This is a genomic window from Granulicella sp. S156, assembly GCF_009766105.1.
Classification (GTDB): Bacteria; Acidobacteriota; Terriglobia; order Terriglobales; family Acidobacteriaceae; genus Granulicella.
This window is the reverse complement of sequence record NZ_LMUH01000026.1, coordinates 203,517-227,335: the sequence shown is the minus strand read 5'-3', so window position 1 is coordinate 227,335 and position 23,819 is coordinate 203,517. Positions and strand designations below refer to the sequence as shown.

6 protein-coding genes are annotated in these 23,819 nt (G+C 54.7%); 2 read left to right on the top strand and 4 right to left on the bottom strand.

Going from position 1 to position 23,819, the window contains the following annotated elements:
- Positions 1–195: 195 nt before the first annotated feature.
- Positions 196–2,523 (top strand): GH92 family glycosyl hydrolase, encoded by a 2,328-nt coding sequence (locus tag GSQ91_RS22525; protein ID WP_158824007.1) that lies wholly within the window; start codon positions 196–198, stop codon positions 2,521–2,523.
- Positions 2,524–2,633: 110 nt separating this feature from the next.
- Here the strand turns inward: GSQ91_RS22525 and GSQ91_RS22520 are convergent, their stop codons facing one another.
- From GSQ91_RS22520 to GSQ91_RS22505, 4 genes are all read right to left on the bottom strand, one after another.
- Entirely contained in the window at positions 2,634–7,223 is a 4,590-nt protein-coding gene (locus GSQ91_RS22520; RefSeq protein WP_158824006.1) for a malectin domain-containing carbohydrate-binding protein, read from the bottom strand.
- 110 nt (positions 7,224–7,333) lie between these two features.
- Positions 7,334–13,765, bottom strand: a complete 6,432-nt coding sequence (locus tag GSQ91_RS22515; protein WP_158824005.1) for a malectin domain-containing carbohydrate-binding protein — start codon at positions 13,763–13,765, stop codon at positions 7,334–7,336.
- A 151-nt stretch (positions 13,766–13,916) separates the two neighbouring features.
- Positions 13,917–17,645: a malectin domain-containing carbohydrate-binding protein gene (locus GSQ91_RS22510; RefSeq protein WP_158824004.1), complete on the bottom strand. Its 3,729-nt coding sequence runs from the start codon at positions 17,643–17,645 to the stop codon at positions 13,917–13,919.
- 148 nt (positions 17,646–17,793) lie between these two features.
- Complete coding sequence (locus GSQ91_RS22505) at positions 17,794–21,762, bottom strand: malectin domain-containing carbohydrate-binding protein (RefSeq protein ID WP_158824003.1); 3,969 nt, start codon at positions 21,760–21,762, stop codon at positions 17,794–17,796.
- A 455-nt stretch (positions 21,763–22,217) separates the two neighbouring features.
- On the opposite strand from GSQ91_RS22505, the gene GSQ91_RS22500 reads away from it, so the two are divergent.
- Positions 22,218–23,804, top strand: a complete 1,587-nt coding sequence (locus GSQ91_RS22500) for a malectin domain-containing carbohydrate-binding protein (protein ID WP_158824002.1) — start codon at positions 22,218–22,220, stop codon at positions 23,802–23,804.
- The last annotated feature ends 15 nt before the right edge of the window (positions 23,805–23,819 follow it).

Sequence of the window (23,819 nt, the reverse complement as noted above, 5' to 3'; positions counted from 1 at the left end):
TCGATGCTGCCTTATTTTTCATGCAGATACGACAACGTTAAGGCCACACCTAACGTTGCGCCAACCTATGAGCTCCCCCATAGATTGTAGAAGTGCAAAAACAACGCTGCCTTGCTGTGCGTCCGCTAGCTATGACGAACTAGAAGGCATACCTGGCACACATACAGATGACAGAACCGGGATGGGAGCCTCAAAATGATCTCCAGAAGAACTTTTCTTGCCGCCAGTTCGGCTCTAGCTTTATGTGGCCTGGAAAAAGCTCACGGTATCTCGGAGCGAGCAGCTACCCAGGGGGCTCAGAGAGAGATATCCGACGGAGTGACTCGATTCGTCAAGATCAAAATTGGGACAGGCGGTCATGGACACACCTATCCAGGCGCGACTGTTCCCTTTGGCATGGTCCAACTTAGCCCAGATACTGACAATCGAGGGTGGGATCGGTGTTCAGGTTATCACTACGCTGACAATTCGATTATGGGGTTCAGTCACACCCATTTGAGCGGCACGGGTGTTGGAGACATGCTCGACATCCTTCTCATGCCATGTACAGGCGTAGTGAAAATAACCCCCGGAACACCCGAAAACCCCACAGAGGGCTATCGCTCCCGCTTTTCTCACGACGAGGAGATTGCGATACCGGGATACTACTCCGCGGTCTTAAAGGACTATCAGATCCGCGCGGAATTGAGTGCCACGACGAGAGCCGGTATTCACAAATATACGTTCCCCTATAGTGATACTGGTCATTTCATCCTCGATCTCGCCCATAGCTACGAAGATGGACCTGATGCGGTGCGCTGGGCAAAACTCAACATACTCGGAAAGGACACGATCGTCGGAGGACGTAGCACTGCCCGCTGGGCTAATGGGCGAGAGATCTATTTCGCAATAAAATTTTCCCGCCCGTTCGACCGAATTGACGTTCTTGTGAACGACGAGATTTCAAACAACATCGGAAAAGAAGTCGAGGGTAAATCTCTCAAGTGCGTTCTTCACTATGCGACAAAAGATCGAGAGGTCATTCTCGTCAAGGTGGGCATATCAGGAGTGAATATTGAGGGGGCGCTGAACAATCTGCAATCGGAGATTCCCGGATGGGACTTTGCAGAGGTCAGTTCTGAAGCTCTCAGCCTCTGGGAGCACGAACTGGCAAAGATAAGGGTTGAGGGTGGAACGACACGGCAAAAGGAGATCTTTTATACCGCGCTATATCATTCCCTGCTCGCACCAACAATCTTTGACGATGTAGATGGAAACTATCGCGGTATGGATGGTGAGATCCATCATCTTCCTTCTGGGGCCCACAACTACAGCACGTTTTCTCTTTGGGACACATATCGTGCGGTGCATCCGCTGTTTACGCTGATTCAGCCGGAACGCGTCCCAGATCTTGCAAACTGTCTCATTCGTATGTCAAACGAAAGTCCTGTCGGGATGCCCGTGTGGCCTCTGCAGGCGAAAGAAACAGAGTGTATGAGCGGCTACCACTCTGTAGTAGTGATTGCCGAAGCGGTGCAAAAGGGTTTCCAGGGTATCGATCTGATGGGGGCGTATGCTGCTATGAAGCGGCAAGCGACGGCAAGCGATTATCAAGGCCTGCCTCTCTATCGGAAGTATGGTTATATCCCCTGCGATCTCATAGCGGAATCTATTGGCAAGAGCATGGACTATGCCTATGACGACTGGGCAATGGCCCACGTGGCCCGTGCGACTGGCGCTGAAGATGAAGCGGCCGCGCTTCAACACCGGGCTCAGAGCTACCGCAACCTATATGACAAAGAAATAGGCTTTATCCGGCCGCGCCTCGCGGATGGTCACTGGGCAGAACCGTTCGCTCCGAACGAGATGGGACACGCAAAGAAATGGCGCGACTTTACTGAATCTAACGCCTGGCAGGCTACCTTCGCGGTTCAGCACGACCCCAAGGGGTTAGCAGATCTTATGGGTGGCCGGGACCAGCTTCTTCAAAAGCTAGATGGAATATTCAACGCCAGTTCGGAGTTGCCGCCTGATGCCCCGGACGATATTGCCGGACTTGTTGGGCAGTATGCCCATGGAAATGAGCCAAGCCATCACATCGCATACCTATACGTATATGCGGGTGCTCCCTACAAGGCCCAGGAGCGCCTATCAAGCCTGATGGAAACGATGTACCGCAACGAGCCGGACGGTCTTGCCGGCAATGAAGACTGTGGCCAGATGTCCGCCTGGTATGTGATGAGCGCCATGGGATTCTATGCAGTTGACCCAGTGAGTACAAACTATATTTTTGGAACCCCACTCTTTGATAAAGTCACCATCACCCTCGGTGAGAATCGTCAGCTTATTCTCGAAGCAAAACGTGCGTCTCCAACAAGCAAATATATTGATGCCCTCAGTCTGAATGGCAAGCCAGAAACAAAGCTATGGTTCAAACACTCCGACATCACCAAAGGTGGCCACGTTACATTCATGATGACAGACCACCCAAACAAGCTGCTCGGTGCCCAGGCTAAAGACGCACCACCATCCATGACCACATAACGACAAGCTCGATTTCACCGAAGTGAGTTTCGGTTGTAAAACCGGGGATACAGATGGCACATCGGTATCCCCGGCTCAGCAGCTCACGACCACGCAGCCCGATCTTGCCGCTACCAGCCAACAGCTACGAGTAACGTCGTCGGATTGGAGCAGCTTACATCGGAGGAGTACCCACCAGCATCATCGTATGGGAAGGCATATTGCTGGCCGTTGATGGCATTGGCATGGAAGAACTGTGCATAGTAGCTTGTGGGCGCTGTCTGATAGAAGTTGCTTGGGTTTCCCCACATCGACTCAGATATCAGCGTCCCATTAGGATTGAATGTCCCCGGAGCGGCGGTATGCCTATAGATTGCGGCCGAAAGATCAGGGTAAGCGCCCAGGCCGTCTCCGTTAGCTCCGGCAAGTGGGATGGTGAGACCGTTGGACGACCAGATTTCAGCAATATAGGCGGTGTAATAGTCCGCATAGGCGCCACCGGTGTCGAATCCGCCTCCTCCGGGAGAGATGATCTGATACGGAGCATTCAATTGCGCAAGCTGTTGGAAGTTCGATGGAACAGCATTGAGATAGCGTTGGAATGTAGTCGCCCTGTTCTCCGCAAAAGTTGCGGCATTTTCGCCGACTGCTATATCTGTGCCATCGGTGCAGATCAGTTGCATTGCCAACTTGATGCCGAACGAGTCAACCCGCGTCGTGTCCCCGTTGAAGAAGGTAGGCCCGATGGTGAACTCGATGAAATCGGAGTATGGACTAGTCGTACTCTGAGAACCCAGATAAAACTCCATACGCCCTGAAGAGTTGGCTGGCATCTGGAAGTATGGCTGTGCGGCAATCGAATTGGTCGTAGTGACCCCGCCAACGGTAGTACTCCAAAAGACCTGGTCGTCTGGATATTGCCCATTCGTTCGGTTCAGAATTTTGAACGTCATGACATCTCCTGTAGGCGTTGGCGGGATATTGCTTGCATCCCAAAAGGGTGCATTCGCGCTGAGAGCCAATGTAGTCGCGCTAACAGGGCCACCTACCGTCGTAATGCCAGCCGGGTTGCTGGCCTGGACGATGTAGTAGTACGTCGTTGATGCTGAAGCTACAACGTCCTGAAAGGAGTTGGACTTGGTAGTGCCGATCTCATTACCGCTTGCTGGGGTAAAGCTCGGGGTTGTGCTCCGGAAGATCAGATACTCGACCGGCGCTGCCGCTGTGCTTGCGGGAAAGGTCAGATCGATCTCGTTCGCCGAGGATGCTGTCGCTGTTAACACGGCTGAAGGAGGCAGTGTAGTGGCAACTGACTGGGTCGACACTGCTGTCGATGTCCCGTCCTCGTCGGCGGCCTGAATCACATAGTAGTAAGTCGACGAAGCAGGGAGGCTGGTATTGAAGAACGTTGTGCCCGTCAGATTTCTTGCAATCTGATTCTCTGAAGAAGGAGTGAACCCACTGCTAGTGCTGCTGTAAATGTTGTACGTTGTCGCGGTGCAGTACGAAGGCGGAGTAATTGGCACCCAGGTCAAACCGATCGCGCTTGAGGAGGAGGGAGTTGCAGTTAGATTGGCTGGTGCCGTTGAAGGAATAGAGATGCAAGAGGTGGCAGAGTTCGTTTCAGCGCTGGCTTGTGTTGAGGGTGCCGTGGTGCCGTCAGCATCGACGGCTTCGATGACATAGTAGTAAGTGGTCGAAGGTGCGAGTCCCGTGTTGGCATAAGCTGCAGTCGTTAGACCAGTCGCAATCAGAGTACTTGCGGATGGAGTAAAGCCGCTCGTTGTGCTGCCATACACGTTATAGGTGATGGCACAGTTAGGCGGAGGAGTAACTGCCGTCCAGGTAAGGCCAATGATGCTGGGAGACGATGCAAGCGCGGTTAAGCCCACGGGTGCAGCGGGGGGAAGGAGGGTGCAATTGCTAGAAGCGCCACGTATCTCGATACCGCTGGATTTAGGTTGATCGATGGATCCATCGGTATAGGCGATGACGATTTGGCCGTTGCTATTGGCAATCGCGGTGAACTGTTCAACCAGGGCTGTGTTCGCTCCGGCCGTCGCGTAAATGTCGAAGTTGCTAAGCACTGGAGCGCCGTTGATAGCGACGTTGAAGATACGTTGTCCCGCAGCTGTCCAATAAGTCTCTGCGAAGTGGAGCAGGACGGTGTACTGTGCACTGGGTGCCAGGCCTGGAACGGTGTAGGTGAAGGTTCCATTGCGTTCCGTCTGGTAAACAGCCACGGGCGCTGCATTTGCTATGCCTACGGTGTTTACAGGATTGGTCGAAGAGGCTGCACCGCCGCCGGTGACGTACTCATCAGCAACAAAAGATGCGTCGCCGCCACCTGAATTGCTCACTGCAGGACCACCGGAGTTGATGGCTGCGATTTCTCCGGAAGAGCCAGACAGTGTGGTTGCGGACTCTTGAGCCGAGGGTGCCGATGCACCAACCGCATCGACAGCCTCCACAACATAATAGTGAGTTGTCGAAGCGGCGAGGCCGCTATTGGAATACGTGGTGCCCGTCAGTCCGCTGGCCAGCAGGGTGCTGGCGGAGGGAGTGAATCCGTTGATTGTGCTGCCATAGATGCTGTAGGAGTTTACTAAGCAGTTGACCGGTGGGGTGGCTGCGGCCCAACTTATGGCAATCGTAGTAGAAGACGATGCCGTCGCCGTCAAGCCAGTTGGCGCCGATGGGACGGCAGAGCATGAGGCGGTGGCAGCAGTCTCCGCGTCGGCTTGAGACGAGGCGACGGATGAACCGTCCGCATCAACGGCTTCTACGACGTAGTAGTAGGTTGTCGAAGGCGTGAGGTTAGTGTCGGTATAGGTGGTATTAACAACAGCTCCGCTCGATATCAAGTTGCTCGAAGACGGCGTAAATCCACTAGTGGTACTGCGGTAGATGCTATAGGAACTAATGGAGCAATCGGTCGGAGGAGTAGCAGCATTCCAGTTCAAGTTAATTGAGCTTGAGGAAGACGACGTCGCAGTAAGTCCAGTCGGAGCCACAGGCAGTGTGCTGCAGCTGCTGGAGGCGCTTCTGATTTCGATACCGCTGGATTTAGGTTGGTCTGCAGAGCCGGCCGTATAGGCGATCACGATTTGACCGCTGCTATTAGCGGTAGCGGTAAACTGCTCGACTAAGGCTTTGTTCGCTCCCGCCGCTGCATAGATGTCGAAGTTGCTCAGTACGGTTGTGCCGTTGATGGCGACATTGAAGAGACGCTGCCCTGCCGCCGTCCAATAGAACTCGGCAAAGTGCAGCAGAACGGTGTATTGAGTGCCGGATGTGAGGCCAGGAATGGTATAGGTGAAGGCCCCTGCGCGCTCCGATTGATAGACCGCCGTGGGCGCAGCATTGGTTACGCCGGCCGTGTTGATGATATTCGTGGATGTGTCTGCTCCTCCGCCTGTGACGTCTTCGTCAGCGACAAAAGATGTATCTCCACCACCCGCATTACTGACAGCGGGGGCGCCCGAGTTGATGGCTACTATCTCTGTGCTGGATGAGGTAGCTTGTGTAGTCGCTACCGCCTGAGTCGAAGCGGACGACGCACCATCCGCATCCAGCGCCTCTACGACGTAGTAGTGAGTGGAAGAAGTGCTAAGGCCGCTATTGGAGTAAGAAGTTCCGGTTATGCCCGTTGCAATCAAACTGCTAGCGGATGGGGTGAACCCGCTCGCGGTACTGCTGTAGATATTGTAGGAGCTGATGGTGCAGTTGGTCGGGGCAGTTGGTGCGATCCAGCTCAGATTGATTGCGCTGGCGGAAGTGGCCGTCGCGGTGAGTCCTGTCGGTGCCGACGGAGCAGCGCTGCACGATGCGGCTGCGGTCTGTGCGCTGGCTTGCGCTGAGGGCACTGACGTGCCGTCTGCATCGATGGCTTCTACAAGGTAGTAGTACGTTGTCGCATTTGCGAGGCCGGTGTTGGAGTACGTGGTGCCCGTTAGGCCGCCAGATAGTAAGGTACTCGCGGAAGGAGTGAATCCACTGGTAGTGCTGCCGTAGACGCTGTAGGAGCTGATGGTGCAATTTGCTGGCGGAGTTACTGCGGCCCAGCTTAGATTGATCGAGGAGGAGGAAGATGATGATGCCTTCAGATCAGCAGGAGCCGATGGTATTGTGGAGCAGCCGCCAGTGACTTGTTGGATCTCGATGCCGCTGGATTTAGGTTGATCTGCGGCTCCGTTGGTATAGGCAATGACAATCTGACCGCTGTTGTTGGCAGTCGCCGTGAACTGCTCGACGAGAGCCTTGTTGGCACCCACTGTGGCATAGATATCGAAGTTGCTCAGTACGGTTGTGCCGTTGATAGCGACGTTGAAGACACGCTGTCCTGCTGCCGTCCAATAGAATTCGGCAAAATGCAGCAACACCGTGTATTGACTGCCTGCCGTAAGCCCCGGAATTGTGTAGGTGAACGTTCCTGCGCGCTCTGATTGATATACTGCCTCGGGTGCCGCATTGGCAACGCCAGCAGTAACAATAGTGTTGGTGGATGTGTCGGTACCACCGCCACTGAAATACTCATCGGCAACGAAAGATGCATCACCGCCCCCCGAGTTACTCACAGCCGGACCACCTGAAGCGATGGCGACGATCTCCGTGGTGGCTGCACGGGCCGTTGATACAAATCCAAAGATGGCGATAACGATCAATAGGGAGAACGCACGAAGAATGATTCTGCGCAGAGGAACTGAATAGCTATTCGACATGCAAGCCTCCTATTTGTGCCTCAGCCACCGTTTTGGTCGAGGGTTGGGTCGTATGGAATGCGCTGGCCGTGGTGCTGCTCACGAGCTCAAGAGTATCTATGTCGTTCGTCTTATCTGATTTCAATACCACTAGACTTAGGTTGATCTGCAGAGCCAGCCGTGTAGGCGATCACAATTTGACCACTACTGTTAGCGGTCGCGGTGAACTGTTCAACCAGAGCCTTATTGGCGCCGGCTGTGGCATAGATATCGAAGTTGCTGAGTACAGTTGTGCCGTTGATGGCGACATTGAAGACACGCTGCCCTGCCGCCGTCCAATAGAACTCCGCAAAGTGGAGAAGAACCGTGTACTGTGTGCCAGCCGTCATGCCTGGGATGGTATAGGTGAAGACCCCTGCACGTTCCGACTGGTAGACGGCCATGGGTGCGGCGTTGGTTACGCCTGCCGTGGTAATGGCATTCGTGGAGGTGTCAGTGCCTCCACCAGTGACATCTTCGTCAGCGACGAAGGATGCATCACCGCCTCCTGCATTACTTACCGCGGGACCACCAGAGTTGATGGCTACTATATCCGTGCCGGACGAGACTGCCTGCGTGGCTGCCGATGTCTGCAATGAGGCCGACGACGAGCCGTCTGCATCAATGGCCTCGACGACGTAGTAATAGGTGGTGGAAGCGGTGAGGCCGGTGTTGGAGTAGTTAGCACTGGTCACACCGCTCGCAATAAGGTTAGTCGTGGATGGGGCAAACCCGCTGGTGGTGCTGCCATAGACGTTGTAGGAACTGATGGTGCAGTTCGTGGGAGGCGTAGGTGCGGTCCAAGTAAGACCGATGGCACTGGAAGAAGATGCCGTTGCCGTTAGGCCAGTCGGCGCAGATGGGACGGTGGTGCATGAGGAGATGGCCGTAGTCTCGGCACCGGCTTGAAATGAGGCGGCGGATGTGCCGTCTGCATCGATCGCTTCCATGACATAGTAGTGCGTCGTTGCGGCTGCGAGACCGGTGTTGGAATAGCTAGTGCCGGTCACGCCGCTTGCAATAAGGTTAGCCGTGGATGGGATAAACCCGCTGGTTGTGCTGCTGTAGACGTTGTAGGAGCTGATGGTGCAATTAGTGGGAGCGGTTGGTGCGGTCCAACTCAAACCGATAGCGCTCGAGGAGGACGCCGTTGCCGTTAGGCCTGTCGGGGCCGCTGGGAGGGCGCTGCAACTGCTAGAGCTGCTTCTGATTTCAATGCCACTGGATTTAGGTTGATCAGCAGAACCAGCGGTATAGGCGATTACAATTTGACCGCTGCTGTTGGCCATGGCCGTGAACTGCTCAACCAAAGCCTTGTTGGCGCCGACTGTGGCATAGATGTCAAAGTTGCTGAGTACCGTTGTGCCGTTGATGGCGACATTGAAGACACGCTGCCCTGCCGCCGTCCAATAGAACTCCGCAAAGTGGAGAAGAATCGTGTACTGTGTGCCGGCGGTCAGTCCTGGGATGGTATAGGTGAAGACTCCTGCACGTTCCGACTGATAGACAGCCAGCGGCGCAGCGTTGGTTACGCCTGCCGTGGTAATGGCATTCGTGGAGGTGGCCGCACCACCACCGGTGAAATCTTCATCAGCCACGAAGGAGGTATCGCCACCTCCTGTATTGCTGGCGGCAGGACCACCGGAGTTGATGGCTACTACATCTATGCCGGAAGCGGCGGCTTGTGTGGTTGCGGAGGTCTGCAACGAGGCCGACGACGAGCCGTCTGCATCAACGGCTTCTACGACATAGTAGTAGGTTGTCGAGGCCGAAAGGCCCGTATTGGAGTAGGTTGTTTCTATCAGCCCACTAGATAACTGGTTGCTCGCAGAAGGAGTAAAACCGCTTGTCGGGCTGCCATAGACGTTGTAGTAGCTGATCGAGCAGCTCCCTGGAGGCGTGACTGCAGTCCAACTCAGGTTGATGACATTGGGGGAGGAAGCTGTCGCTGTCAGCCCGGTCGGCGCAGATGGAAGCGTTGTGCAATTACCACTGCCCGCCCCCGACACGGTGAGTGTCGCGGAGTTGCTGGTGACCGTCTCTTTCGTTGGGCCAGTCAAAACCACGGTGAAGAGTGTGCCACTTTGAGCGGCTGTTGTTGCAGGGGTCGTATAGCTGGCCGCTATCGCAGCGGTGATGGAGGCTCCATTCTGATACCACTGGTAGGTAAATGGACCAGTGCCCGCAGCCACGACACTGAACGTGGCACTCTGCCCAGCAGCGACTGTTTGTGACACGGGCTGGGTCGTAATGGTGGGAGGCGGGACCGTTGTACCCGAGTTGCACAGCACCGCGCCGGGATAGTTATTCGCGACCTGAAAAGTAGATTGACCAGTTGAGGAGACAAAAGCAGCGTCGTTAATGTTCAAAGGATCAGTCGTTGATGTCCACGTATTCCATGCCTGAGGAAACGCACAGGAAGCAGAAGCGGCCCCACTGATGGCCAGAGCTTCTGCCTGGGTGGGCAAACGCATGTTTTGGCTTGCGCAGTAGGTCTGGGCGATTGGCTGCGTATACTGCGCACCACCATTGGCATAGGTGTTTTCGGAACGTAGCCAGGTTAGCTGGCTTATATTGTCGAGTACGGCTGTAGAGCTCAGAACGGTATAGCGCTCACTCGAACCTCCGCACTGTGCCACGTCATAAACTTGGAATTCATAGATCGAATACCCATACGTTGTGGCGCGCGTTTCGCCGTACATGCGAACATATCGACCCATAACAGTGGGGAAGGTGAGATTCTCTACGCCACCGACACCGTTGGTATTGTTGTAAGCGACGTTCCAGGTTGAGTTGTCGGTTGAATATTGGATCTGATACGTACTGGCGTATGCTGCTTCCCAGTACAGGATGACGTTGTCAAAGGCCTGCACTGATCCGAGATCGATTTCGACCCACGAAGGATCAATGCCTCCTGCTGACGCCCACCGGGTCGTGAGGTCGCCATCGTTCACATAATTCGCAGTTAATCCGGCACCTTGCGTTGTACTGGAAGTGGCCGGTTGATTAAGAGCCAGATTAACTCCTGGCGGCGCGATGGTAAGCGTAGCGGGTGCACTCGTAACGCTACCTGCAGCGTTTGTGACGACCACCGTGTAGCTGCCAACATTGGTGGATTGCACTGCAAGAATGGCGTATGTCGCTGCATTGGCGCCAAGAAGATTCACTCCATTCAGTTGCCACTGGTATGTAAAGGGCGAAGAACCGGAGACCCCAACGGAGAAGGTAGCCGGATCATTTGCCAACACGGAAAGGCTAACGGGTTGTTGGGTGATTGCAGGCGCGATGGCTGGGTCTACCGTGAGCACCGCGGGCGCCGAAGTGACCGAATTAACAGGATTGGCGACAACCACAGTAAAGCTGTCACCGTTGTCTGTCGACGCAAGAACAGGAGTCGTGTAGGTAGAGCTGTTCGCTCCGGCAATCGTCGCACCATTCTTTAGCCATTGATAGGTAAGGGTAGGCGAACCGGTTGCGGCGACAGATAACTGGGCTGTTTGACCAACATACACCGTCTGACTTGCAGGTTGAGTGGTAATAACAACGTTCGCCGACGCATCCACCGTGAGAATGGCAGCACCGGACGTTGCGGACCCAACGCTGTTGGTGACGGTCACGGTGAAGCTGCTGTTGTTGTCCGTCGAGGCAGCGGCAGGAGTGGTATATGTGGAACTGGTTGCGCCGGCGATTGTGGAACCATTTTTGAACCACTGAAAAGTGAATGGTGAGGTGCCAGCTGCCGTGACGGAAAACGTAGCCGATTGCCCCTGTGTCACCGCAGTGCTTACGGGCTGCACAATGATGGATGGAGCGGTCGACGCTGGCGTAACGCTCGGGATCGGCTGGATCGTATAGGTTGCGGTCCCCGAAGCCAGGCCGGGAGCGGTGGCAGTGACCGTTACATTTCCCGAAGTGAACTGGCTCCGAATAGCGATCTTAGTCATGCCGCCTTCGACCTGCAGCTGAGGGTCTCCGGGCGCATGATAGTTAAGCTCGCTATTGCCCGAAGCGGTCGAATATGCGTCTGTTGCAGTGGACACATATTGCTCGGAGCCACCCATATACGTAGCTGGACCGTTCACAGAAAATGTAAGTACGTCGGAGGCAAGCGGTTCTATATTCCCATTTGCGTCTTCTATCTGGGCTACAACAAAAGCTGCGTCAGAGCCGTTCGCCGTGACAGCGAAGTTCGTCCCATCCGGCTTGGTCAACTCAGGAACGACGGTGAGCACGATTTTGCTCTCTGCTCCGGCTGTCACCCTGGTGTCTTTCGCCAGCACATTTCCGAACTGATCGAGACAGTCTGCCTCTACGGTACCGGAAGCCCAAGTGACAGGCCACGAGGTTTGGAATGGCATCAGGGTCGTAGTTTGCGTCAAATTCGATTCGGAGTTTGAATCCCAGCTATTTGGCACCTTAGCTGAACCTTGCTGTACGCCATTGACCAGCAGGCTGACAGATGGGCAGTTGCTGAACGCATTCTCCTGAACAGCTCCGGAAAGGTTCCAATGATTCGCCAGGCGCACAACTGGCTTGATGGAAAAAGGTGTCCAAGCTGCCTCATAGATGTAGTACAGCAACTTGGGGAATCTGTTCATATCGACTGAGGAGGCGCCCAGCGAGCGAACCATACTTTGCTGCGACGGTTGGCCTGTAAATTCCGCATAAAGGCTGTCTTCGCCAGGGGAATCGGCAAAGTACCATTGCGCCATTCCGAAGGCGTTTGCCGCTTTACCTTGACGCCAGCTGTCCAGAAATGGTGCGGCAAAGGCGAGTTCGTAGTTCCAATCCAAACCCCGTGCCGACCCGTTACCCCAATACTCCGCTCCCCATGCCGGATTATTCGGGAACTCATTCTTGACACCGACCTCACAGCCTTGCAGAGTGCAGCCGAGCATATAACCATTTACGGGGTCAGGCGTGCGGTCGGCTGCGACGCGTGTATTGATGGGGTCCCAGGTCTTATCGAGGGCTAGAAGGGCTTCACCAACAGTTTCATTCATCGTGCCGTTGTTGGACTCCCAGTCGAGAATAGACGGATGACTGCGATCACGAAGGATCATGTCACGATGCAACTCTTCCTTCAGCGTCACCTGATCCGCGGTCGGCGTATTGAAGGCACCCTCGCCGTCTCCGCTCGGCTGATCGATCATGATGCCATACTCATCGGCCGCGTTCACGAATTCCTCGCTGGTGGTCGAGTGTCCCGGACGCCAAATGTTTCCGCCCTCTGCGGCTAACTGCGCAAGGTCGCGCCACTGCTGTTCTTCGGGGACGGAGGATCCTAATGCAGGATAGTCGTAGCGCCCCGAAGCTCCCCATAAATACATGGGGTGGCCATTGAAGTATGGGAAGTTGGGGTCCCACGTGATCGTGCGGATACCCAGCGGACTTTGCGCCGAGTCGACCACTTGCCCGTTAACACTGATGATGTGGTAGACCTTGTACATATAAGGTGTACCGAAGGTGCTGTTGTTCGGGTACCACAAGGTGGGATTATTCACCGTGATCTGTTGATCGAACATTGGAGCCGCAGTAGATGGAAAACTACTCGCAGTCATGGGTGCCACTGTCTGAGTGATGGGTGGCGCGGTAGCCACTACATTTCCATTTGCGTCCACAATCTGCGTCGTCAAGGTAACTTGCTGCGAAGTTGTATCTTCGTTGAGAACGTTTGTCTGCACCTCGACAACAGCCGAGGCAGCTTGCGCCGTACTGCTCTGGGAAGGAACTTCAGATACTGTTGCGACGTACGTGCCCCACGTTTTCTGATTAGAATAGACATTAACGGGGATATGTACTTTATTCGTGATGAACATATAGGCCGGACGGAATAATCCAGCGTCGGCCTGACCGAAACGATAATCCTGTGAGAAACCCGGCTGTTCAAACCAGGTGTTATTTCGAGAGACACTTACGGCGAGCACATTTTCCGTAGCACCATCGGCCGTCACGTATGGCGTGAGGTCGACAATAAAGGGAATAAAACCGACGACGTGGGAGGCCTGCGCATTGGCAGCGACGGCACTGATTCCCGGTAGAAGCGTTCCATTGATGTAAACCTGCGCACCTGTGTGCGCACCCTCGAACTCAACTAATATCTTGCTGTTTGCGTATTGAGTCCCGACCGTAAAGTGCAGGCGATACCAGTTATTGGTTCCATTTAGATCACCATCTCCACCACCGGAGTCCGCATTGAGAAACGAGGTAAAGAAATTCGCCGAGTATGGAATTCCCACTGGAGTCCAGGAGGAATCATTAAAAGAAGGTGATGCATAAGTCGGCGAGTCTGAGTCCTTGATATAAAGCCATGGGTTTTGCCCAGGCATCCCGGCTGACAGATTGATTGTGACCCGTTGCGATGTTGGGAGCGTTGGCTCGACCTGCTGGGCGCGCGCGCTTCCCAAAGGTAATGCGGCGATAGCGAGCACTATCATCGACACGATGGGCCATAACCTGAAGATATCCTGGAAGCGAGTGCTATGGTTGCGCAGCTTTTCAATACAGATATATTGGGTATGCATAACACTCCCTTGGCCGGTGGTCCATTCCTAGAATGCTGATTGATTAGCAACTACAGCGCTGTCACTGGTATGCGTACGACTAACTTCTGCCACATGAAATTCAGGCCAGTGATATGTCGCCTACCGACCTGAACGAATTGGGTTGAGCTATCTATCTAATTTCGATACCACTGGATTTAGGTTGATCCGCTGTTCCATTGGTATAGGCGATGACGATTTGGCCGCTGCTGTTGGCAGTAGCCGTGAACTGTTCGACCAGCGCTTTGTTCGCACCAGCCGTGGCATAGATATCGAAGTTGCTCAACACTGGAGTGCCGTTGATGGCTACGTTGAAGACACGCTGCCCTGCTGCCGTCCAATAGAACTCGGCGAAATGCAGCAGGACGGTGTGGGAACTTCCGGCGGCCAGCCCCGAGATGGTGTAGGTGAAGATTCCCGCGCGCTCCGACTGATAGACTGCCGCCGGCGCCGCGTTGGCTACACCTGCCGTTGTGACGATGTTGGCTGAGGTGTCTGTGCCGCCCCCAGTAAAGTCCTCATCCGCGGCGAACGATGCGTCTCCACCACTTGAGTTGCTGACTGCGGGGCCGCCAGAGTTGATGGCTACGAAATCGCTGGACACGGTTGTAGTAGCGAATGCCTGAGCCGAGGCTGTTGAGTTTCCTTCTGCATCGAGCGCCTCGACGACATAGTAGTAGGTGGTTGAAGCAGTCAGGCCAGTGTTCGAGTAGCTTGGCGTTGTGATCCCGCTCGCAATCAGGTTGCTCGCTGATGGAGTGAAGCCACTGGTTGTGCTTGCGTATACGTTATAGGAACTGATGGTGCAGTTGGCTGGAGCGGTCACCGCCGTCCAACTCAGACCTATAGCGCTTGATGAGGTCGCCGTAGCAGTGAGACCAGTTGGAGCGGAAGGATTCGTGCTGCAACTTCCGGAACTACCCCCTCGTATCTCGATACCGCTCGATTTGGCCTGGTCTGCCGAACCATTCGTGTAGGCGATGACAATTTGCCCATTACTATTGGCTGTGGCCGTAAACTGCTCGACCAACGCCTTATTGGCTCCTGCTGTGGCATAGATGTCAAAGTTGTTCAACACCGTTGTGCCGTTGATAGCTACGTTGAAAAGACGCTGTCCGGCCGCTGTGAAGTAAAACTCTGCGAAGTGCAAGAGAACGGTGTATTGAGCGCCTGCCGTCAAACCCGGAATCGTATAGGTGAAAGTTCCTGCACGCTCTGACTGATAGACGGCCATCGGGGCCGCATTGGCCACGCCTGCCGTGGTGATGGTATTGGCAGAGGTGTCGGTGCCTCCGCCGGTTACGTATTCATCGGCGACAAAAGAGACGTCGCCGCCACCCGAGTTGCTGACTGCGGGACCTCCTGAATCAATGGCAACAATCCCTGTCCCAGATCCAGAACCCGATGACTGAGTGGTCGCAGTTGCCTGCGTCGATCCCGTGGAAGGGCCATCGCCATCTACCGCTTCCAACACATAGTAGTAGGGTGTCGAGGCGCTAAGGCCAGTATTGGAATAGGTTGTCCCGGTCACACTGCCAACGAAGTTGCTTGATGATGGGACAAACCTACTGACGGTGCTGCTGTAAACGTTGTAAGAGGTAATCGTGCAGTTGGCTGGGGCTGCGACTGCCGTCCAGCTCAAGCCGATCGTGCTTGCGGAAGAGGCTGTCGCCGTGAGTCCTGTCGGTGCAGAAGGAACTGCGGTGCAGCCAGGAGCAACACCGCCGCTCTTTACGGCCTCGATTCCGTTGATGAAGGGCTGATCAGCACCACCGTAGACAAACTGCACGATAATCTGCCCATACTTGTCAGCACTCGCGGTGAACTGTGGATCATAGGCAATGTTTTCGCCGCCAGCTATTTTGAATACGTCGAGATTGGTCAGAACCTGCGTTCCATTGATCACAACGTTGAAGATGCGATCACCCACACCCGTCCAATAACTTTCTGCGAAATGCAGATTCACGGTATAAGGCGCATCCGCGACCAACTCGGTCAGCACATAGGTGAATGGCACATAGCGCTGGGACTGATAGACAGCCTCGGGAGCGGAATTCGAACCGAGAGTGACTGTAGCTGTCGATGTGGCTACGTCTCCGCCATTGAAATCTTCATCGGCCACAAAATTGCCAACTGCTGCGCCGCCAGAGTTGATAGCAAGGTCGGTTATGGTGCCCGGAGCAGCTCCTACAGGATTGCCGCCGGTAGCCGGGGTAATTTCAATTGCGTTGATTGTGGGATTCAAATCGACGACAGTGGTCGTGCCAGCAGTGGTTTGAATCTCGATGATGCCGTTCTCATCGGCCTGGGTATAGAACTCTTCTGCGATGGCCGTATCTGCGGCACCTGCAGTGCCAATAATGTCGAAATTGGTTAAAACCTGGTCACTATTAATAGATACATTGAAATTGCGCTGCCCAGCTGCGGTGTGAGCAAACTCCACGAAGTGCAACCGAACGTTATAGCCAGCCAGCGGGGTTAAACCCGTGATCGTCCATGCTGCAGCACCCCAGCGCTCCGTGTTGTAGACCTCTTGCGGTGCGGGATTTGTAACCTGCGAGGTGTTGACTGCGGTAAGGCCCGATGGCGGCCCAACGTTGTAGTGATAGTTCGTATTGCCACCGAGAACGAAATTGGAGGCCATGTAAGTGCCAATGGCATAACCGCCTGCGCTCAATTGCATGCCGGTGCTGTTCCCTGCTGCCTGCGTGCTTACCGTGGCGTTGGATGCGCTGGATTCACCACCAAAATTTGCCGAGACCACCGTGTAATAGTAGGTCGTGTTCGGCTGCAAACCTGTATGTGTATAAGAGGTGCCCGATACACTTTGCGCGACGAGTGTGGCAAGACTCGGCGCCGTTCCCGCAGTTGTGCTGGCATAAATATCGTAAGTAACACCCGAGGTCGAACTCGCTTTCCAACTGAGATCGACAGCGTTGCTGTACGGTGCTGTCGCGGTAAGCCCGGTGACTGGAGCAGGCACACCCGCACTCCATTGCGAGTAGTTGACGTAGTTGATGACGAGGTTAGATGGGAATCCAGTGCCATTCGGCGTTCCACCATTCCCACCGACCCCGGAGCTGAGGATGAAGTTGATCGGCTGATTCATCTCCCACTGATCGGTAACCCCGATGTTGGCAAGATTGACGCTGCCATATTCCACACCATCCAGAAGGTATTGAATCTGATATGGCGACCACTCCGTGGTGAAGATGTGAAAGCTATTGTCGAAGGTCTGATCTCCCGTCAAGTTCACGGTTGCGCTGATTCCGCCATACTCGTAGCTGGTCTGCGAATCGGTCTCTCCACCGTGGATAGTCGACCCGTTATGAGCGGCGTTCGAGGACTGAAGTTCCATCATGTCCAACTCACCGCACCATGGCCAGGGCGTGCCTCCGTTCGTGCTTGGCGCCGAAGAGCCTGGTCCCGTACCTGCCGGGTAAGCATCCGCACCCAATGCCCAGAAGGCTGCGCCCATACCCACAGCCGATGGATTCTGGATGCGGGCGTCGATGCGTCCGTAAGGTCCAGCCGCATAGGTACTTGTCAATCGGGCAGAAGTGTATGGCACCGCCGCATTTGGGTTATACGTCATCGCAATCACTAGATCGCCATTGCCATCGAGATACGCATTCTGGAGGCTGTCACTTGTATTTTGTATCGTGCCATCGCCCCATACTGCGGTGGGCTGAACATCGTTCCACCAATCGGCATGGTTGTAAGTAGTTCCCGCGGCTCCGGGGAAATTGCCACCCCAAACCTGAGTCCACTGCGCGTGCAACGAAGAGGCACACAGGAAACATGCAGCAAGAACCAGAAATACTCTCTTGCAAGAGTGGAATGCTGTAGAGAGATTAATCATTTGGTGGGAGGTTTCCTGGCCTGAACGAACCGAGTCTCGCAGGGAATTGAAATTTGTAAGCACGACGAACTCCTTGTTAGTGAACTGTTATCAACGAGTCGAGAGGGATATTTCTGCACTCGGTACTACTGGCATTCGTTGGTCCGGTTTACCGAATTTCGATGCCGCTGGATTTAGGTTGATCTGCTGTGCCGTTGGTATAGGCAATGACTATTTCGCCACTGCTGTTAGCGGTAGCCGTAAATTGCTCGACTAACGCATGGTTTGCACCAACAGTCGCATAGATGTCGAAGTTGCTGAGAACAGTGGTGCCATTGATGGCTACGTTGAAGACACGCTTCCCTACTGCGGTCCAATAGAACTCTGCGAAGTGCAACAGAACTGAGTGTTCGCTGCCAGCAGTCAGGCCAGAGATCGTATATGTGAAGGTTCCCGCCCGTTCCGACTGGTAGACCGCCTCCGGTGCTGCATTGGTGACACCCGCTGTGACAATCGTGTTGGCCGACGTGTCTGTGCCACCCCCGCTATAGTCTTCGTCAGCAATGAAGGAAGCGTCACCGCCGCTCGAGTTACTGGCCGCCGGCCCACCCGAGTTGATGGCCACGAAGTCCGTGCTGGAGGATTGCGTAGTAGCGAATGCTTGTGCCGATGCTGGCGATGCTCCGTCTGCGTCAACTGCTTGTACGACGTAGTAATAGGGTGTTGAAGCAACGAGACCTGTATTGGAGTAGTTCGCACTCGTTACCCCACTTGCAATCAGGTTGCTCGAAGATGGAGTAAACCCACCGGTGGTGCTGCCGTAGACGCTGTACGAGCTGATAGTACAACCGGCCGGTGGTGTATCTGCCGTCCAGCTCAAACCAATGGTGCTGAAGGAAGACGCAGTTGCCGTAAGGCCAGTTGGCGCAGAAGGAACCACGCTGCATGACGTAGCGGCCAGCGTTTCGGCGCCGACCTGCGATGATGCCACCGAGGTTCCATCCGCATCGACCGCTACCACAACATAATAGTAGTTAGTCGAAGCGATGAGGCCGGTGATGGAGTAACCGGCGCTCGTCACCCCGCTCGCGATCAAGTTGCTTGACGACGGGGTGAATCCGTTGACGGTGCTGCCGTAGACACTATACGAGCTGATGGTGCAGTTAGTCGGCGGTGTATCTGCCGTCCAACTCAAACCGATGGCGCTGGAGGAAGACGCAGTAGCCGTGAGCCCAGCGGGCGCAGAAGGAACCGTGCTGCAGGCATTGGAGCTTCCGCCTCGGACCTCGATACCGCTGGACTTGGGTTGATCAGCCGTGCCGTTGGTATAAGCAATGATGATCTGGCCGCTGCTGTTGGCGGTTGCGGTGAACTGCTCGACCAACGCCTTATTCGCTCCAACCGCGGCATAGATGTCGAAGTTACTGAGAACGGTTGTGCCGTTGATCGCAACGTTGAAGACACGTTGCCCTGCCGCAGTCCAATAGAATTCTGCAAAGTGCAGCAGAACCGTGTATTGGGTGCCAGCCGTCAGGCCCGGAATCGTATAGGTAAAGGCCCCCGCGCGCTCTGACTGATAGACAGCCGCTGGAGCGGCATTGGCCACACCTGCAGTGACGATGGCATTCGCCGATATATCCGCGCCGCCGCCACTGAAGTCTTCATCCGCTACAAAGGAGGCATCACCTCCGCCCGAGTTGCTTACAGCAGGGCCGCCGGAGTTGATGGCCACGATCTCCGCCCCGGATGCCGCTGCCGAAGTCTCTGCGCTGGCCTGCGTCGATGCCGCCGAAGTGCCGTCCACGTCGATTGCTTCTACGACGTAGTAGTACGTTGTAGAAGCAGTGAGCCCAGTGTTGGAGTAGCTCGCGTTCGTCAACCCGCTAGCGATCAGGTTGCTCGAGGACGGGGTGAATCCGTTGACGGTACTGCCATAGACGCTGTACGAACTGATCGTGCAGTTGGCCGGTGGTGTATCTGCCGTCCAGATCAGACCTATAGCGCTGGAGGAGGAGACCGTCGCCGTTAGACCGGTCGGAGCTGAAGGTACGGAGGTGCAGTTGCCACTATTGCTTTGAGTCGTAGCGGTAGCTTGTGCCGATGCCGCCGAAGCTCCATCTGCGTCAAGCGCTTCTATGACGTAGTAATACGTTGTCGACGCGGCGAGCCCAGTGCTGGGATAACTGGTCCCCGTCAACCCGCTCGCGATCAGATTGCTCGAGGACGGAGTAAACCCGCTGGTGGTGCTGGCGTAGACGTTATAGGAACTGGCGGTGCAGTTCGCCGGAGGGCTAGATTCGGTCCAGCTCAAACTAATAGCACTTGAAGAAGACGTTGATGCCGTTAGACCTGTCGGCGGCGAAGGAACTGCAGTACAACCTCCGCTCGAACCACCGTAGGAGGCAACATAGCTGGTAATGGAGCCAGACTCGGCCACTGTGCCTGCATTATCGACAGTGCCGCTGTCTGAAGCGATGGTGTAGGTGATTTGGCCACTTCCGGACAGGAATACCGTTACCGCATCGGTCACAGTAACGCCGCTAGCAACTGGAACGGCGATACCACTATTTGCGACGATGGGTACCCCTTGATCAAAGTAGGAGTAAACACCGAGGCCGTAGGCCGTGTGGGTCGTGACTGTTGGCGAGACATTGTAGGAGGCATAACCGTCCACGGTGCCATCCATCCATGCGCTCTGGCTCGGAACGTCATAGGGCATTTCGCTCTGATAGAAGATGGTTTCTCCACCTTCACCGTTCCATACGACCTGGCCGCCCTCATAGTGCTCGACGGCCAGCCCCAAGGCTGTGACGTAGTCTCCGTTTACAACCAATCCATTGATGCCCACGTTTACGGTCCAACCAACAGGAACCTGTCCGTGGTCTGCGCGCCACGCCCAGATGTTGTCCAGGATGACGTTGTCGCTATCGATTTCCATGCTTTCGGTTGCCGTTCCCGTTACAGCTCCACCGATGCGGAAAAATACATCGCTGATCGACGTTGGATTGCTTGCGTGGCTAACGCGCGATGCTCCTGCAACACCTACCTGGAAGAGGACCGGTGAATTGACTGGCCCGGCATCAATAAGCAGTCCGGCGATCTGCACGCCGCTCACGTCGGCTACGGTGATTGCAGCCGTTCCCGTCTGCGGACTGAGATTCGCATAGCCGAGTCCCAGAACCACGGTATTTGCATTGGTCACGTTGATGGATCCGCTATAGGTGTAAATACCAGGAGTCAGAATGAGGTTCTGACCTGAGGCCAGAGCGGCGTTGATCTGCGCCAAAGTGCTCGAAGGCGTGGCGATATAAAAGGTGCTGATGGGCAGAGAGTTGCCAGCACCAAGCCCTCCGCTTGACCAACTTGTGCCCGACGAATTTGTCCTCAAGGTCGGCGAGAACACCCAGTAGCTTCCGCTGCTATCCATATAGAGGAAGGGCTTTTCACGGCTCACTGGAGTGGTGGGAAGAACAGTATAGGTATTACCCGTCGGATAGTTCGGGACTGGGGCTCCTGAGACGCCGGAGAAAACGATATTCCAAAGGTTTCCCGTCCAACTCCCAATGGAGCTATTGCGCGTATACCACTGCTGCTGGGAGCAAGATCCGATGTTTCCGGTGACTACGGTATCGCTGATGAACCCGCCACTTGCCTCCCCGCAGTATGTATTCGTAAGTTCCATTGCGCCATCGACATACATGCGTCGGAAGGCCGCTCCCTGCGAAACTCCCCATTGCAGCAAATCACCTGACGGCGGCGTGATGGACATGTTCTCGATGGAGCGCCAGAAATTTGTCGTCAAATTGCCGTTGGAATCTGTCTGGTTTGAGGTCAGATAGCCATTGCTGATGGTGACGGCACCAGGCGTCTCCCCAAGTCCAGCGACGGATTCGTAGTATCCAACCTCGGATTCAACACCGGTATACGTGCCCGGAGCGAAAAGCACCGCGTAGCGATTGGTGCTGAATTGTGTGTTCGCGTTCAGCGTATTGAGAGTCGTATTAATCGAGGACACCGAATCGCCAGGTGTAAAAACGTAGACGTTGGGACCAAAGATCGTCGAGTTCTGTGCGGAGGCTGTTCGCGCCCCTGCGAACAGCGCGGCCAGCACGAGTCCGATAAGCGAGAGCCTCGTCATAACCGACCGACAGCTGCCAATGCCCCAAGGACAACCCTCCAGGTATCTATTTTGGATAGTCTCCGGATCGAGCTTCGGGTTCGCAGGCGTTGAGCTGCGAGGACTAAGAACAGCTTCGGTGGAATGGTTTTGGGGGTACATGAGGCTCCGTTTGCCAACACCTTCGATTTGCGGCGTTCGCAACGCTGACATATGTAATGTTGTGACACTGTGGGAACGGGTGCCCATCTGACAAGTGAGTCGCCGTTCATTCACGGATAAGGCGAGATCCAAGAGGTTCTAGCAAGCCAATCCATCGGCTTCATTTGACGCCGTTTTAACCTGCCGTAACGTATTTACGAATGTTCTACTTAGGCTCGCCCTAGGCTTGGGCCATAGAGACATGGCTATGGCGTTTCTGATCCGCAGTGAATTCGTTAATAACAACGTTAACGATGACGTTAATGAAATCGCTCATGTCCATTTTTGATCGTTATAATGATCCCCGCTGTAACTTGGAGGAGCATTACCACATGGTCTTGGCGAATCCCCCAATAAATGCTGCGCAGGAAGAAGAATGGCAGGAACTTCAAGCCGTGCTTCAGTCGGGCCTTCTGGACAAAGCTTCCAATTTGCGGAAGTTCCTGGAGTTCGTAGCGGAACAACACTTTGCCGGAAACACTGAACAGATCAAGGAATATAGTATTGCCGTCCAGGCGCTGCATCGACAGGAGCAGTTCGATCCTCAATCAGATACCATCGTGCGCGTCTCGGCTCACACATTGCGGAAAAAACTGGAACAGTATTACGCCACGACAGGTGCCGACCACCCCATACAGATTCGGCTGCCAGCGGGTAAATATGTTCTGCAGTTTGAGCGCAAGAGATCGACAAGCATGCCACCTGCAGCCCCTCGCGAGACCTTACCAGCGCTAGAGGAACCTCTGGAGGGCATACCCCCTACAAGTCTTCCCAGAAGAATAATCTGGGGATGCTTGGCTCTTGTCGGAGCAGCCGCTCTGTTGTTACTGGGGAGCAATCTCTTAAGACACAAGCAATCAGGCACACAGGAAAGTCTTGTGTCCGCAGCAAAGGCTGCCGGTAATTCGGTGCCTGCAGAACCTGTTGGGACAGCGCAGGATCGAGCCATCCGCGTCCGTTTTGGCGTAACCTCGCACCCTTATGTGGATGTTGCTGGACAAACATGGCTTACGGACCAATACTGCAAAGGCGGCTCAACCTTTTCCCATCCGAACCGCGAAATACAAGGCACTGACGATCCGGCGCTGTTTCAAGAGGGGCGCGAGGGCAAATTCCAATGCAGGATTCCCGTCCCTCCAGGAAGCTATCAACTTCAGCTGCTATTCGCCGACACCGCAGGAGATAAAGAAGCAGCGCGACAGGTAGATCTCTCGATTAACAATGCTGCAACGGCGGCCTTGGATATCGTTGACGAAGCAGGTGGAGATGATGTCGTAGTTGGCAAAGTGTATGCGGGAATTCACCCGATGGATGACGGCACGATCCATTTGGACTTTACTTCAGATGGCTCGTTTGTTAACGCTGCCGAGATTGCGCCGTCCAATTCAGATGGTGGACTTCCGTTGCGGATGCTTGCTGGTCCCGCGATGTTTCACGATGACCAGGGGAACACCTGGCTTCCAGAACGTTTCTTCCAGGGGGGCAGGCGGGCATTTCATTCAGATAATCTACCCAAGGCCGCGAACTCGAAACTCTTCGAATGGGAGCGATATGGACATTTTCGCTATCTCATTCCCGTTGTTGTGGGCAAAGAATACAAAGTTAGGTTGTATTTTTCCGAAGGATGGTTTGGCAAAAACAATGGTGGCCCAGGCGGCGTGGGGAGTCGAGTATTTGATGTCTACTGCAACGGTGTGACCTTACTAAAAGACTTCGACATTGCAAGAGATCAGAAGGACGGCATGGTTCTCGTAACCTTTGATCATATAAAGTCTACGTCTCACGGCATGCTGGAACTATCTTTCGCACCGGACACGAACTATCCACTTATTAACGCGATCCAGGTAGAGCCCGAAGATTAGAGTTCCCTGTTTTAT

Coding starts and splice junctions, on each gene's coding strand:
- GSQ91_RS22500 (WP_158824002.1), top strand. CDS start 22,218: ATGTCCATTTTTGATCGTTATAATGATCCCCGCTGTAACTTGGAGGAG.
- GSQ91_RS22520 (WP_158824006.1), bottom strand. CDS start 7,223: ATGTCGAATAGCTATTCAGTTCCTCTGCGCAGAATCATTCTTCGTGCG.
- GSQ91_RS22515 (WP_158824005.1), bottom strand. CDS start 13,765: ATGCATACCCAATATATCTGTATTGAAAAGCTGCGCAACCATAGCACT.
- GSQ91_RS22510 (WP_158824004.1), bottom strand. CDS start 17,645: ATGATTAATCTCTCTACAGCATTCCACTCTTGCAAGAGAGTATTTCTG.
- GSQ91_RS22525 (WP_158824007.1), top strand. CDS start 196: ATGATCTCCAGAAGAACTTTTCTTGCCGCCAGTTCGGCTCTAGCTTTA.
- GSQ91_RS22505 (WP_158824003.1), bottom strand. CDS start 21,762: ATGACGAGGCTCTCGCTTATCGGACTCGTGCTGGCCGCGCTGTTCGCA.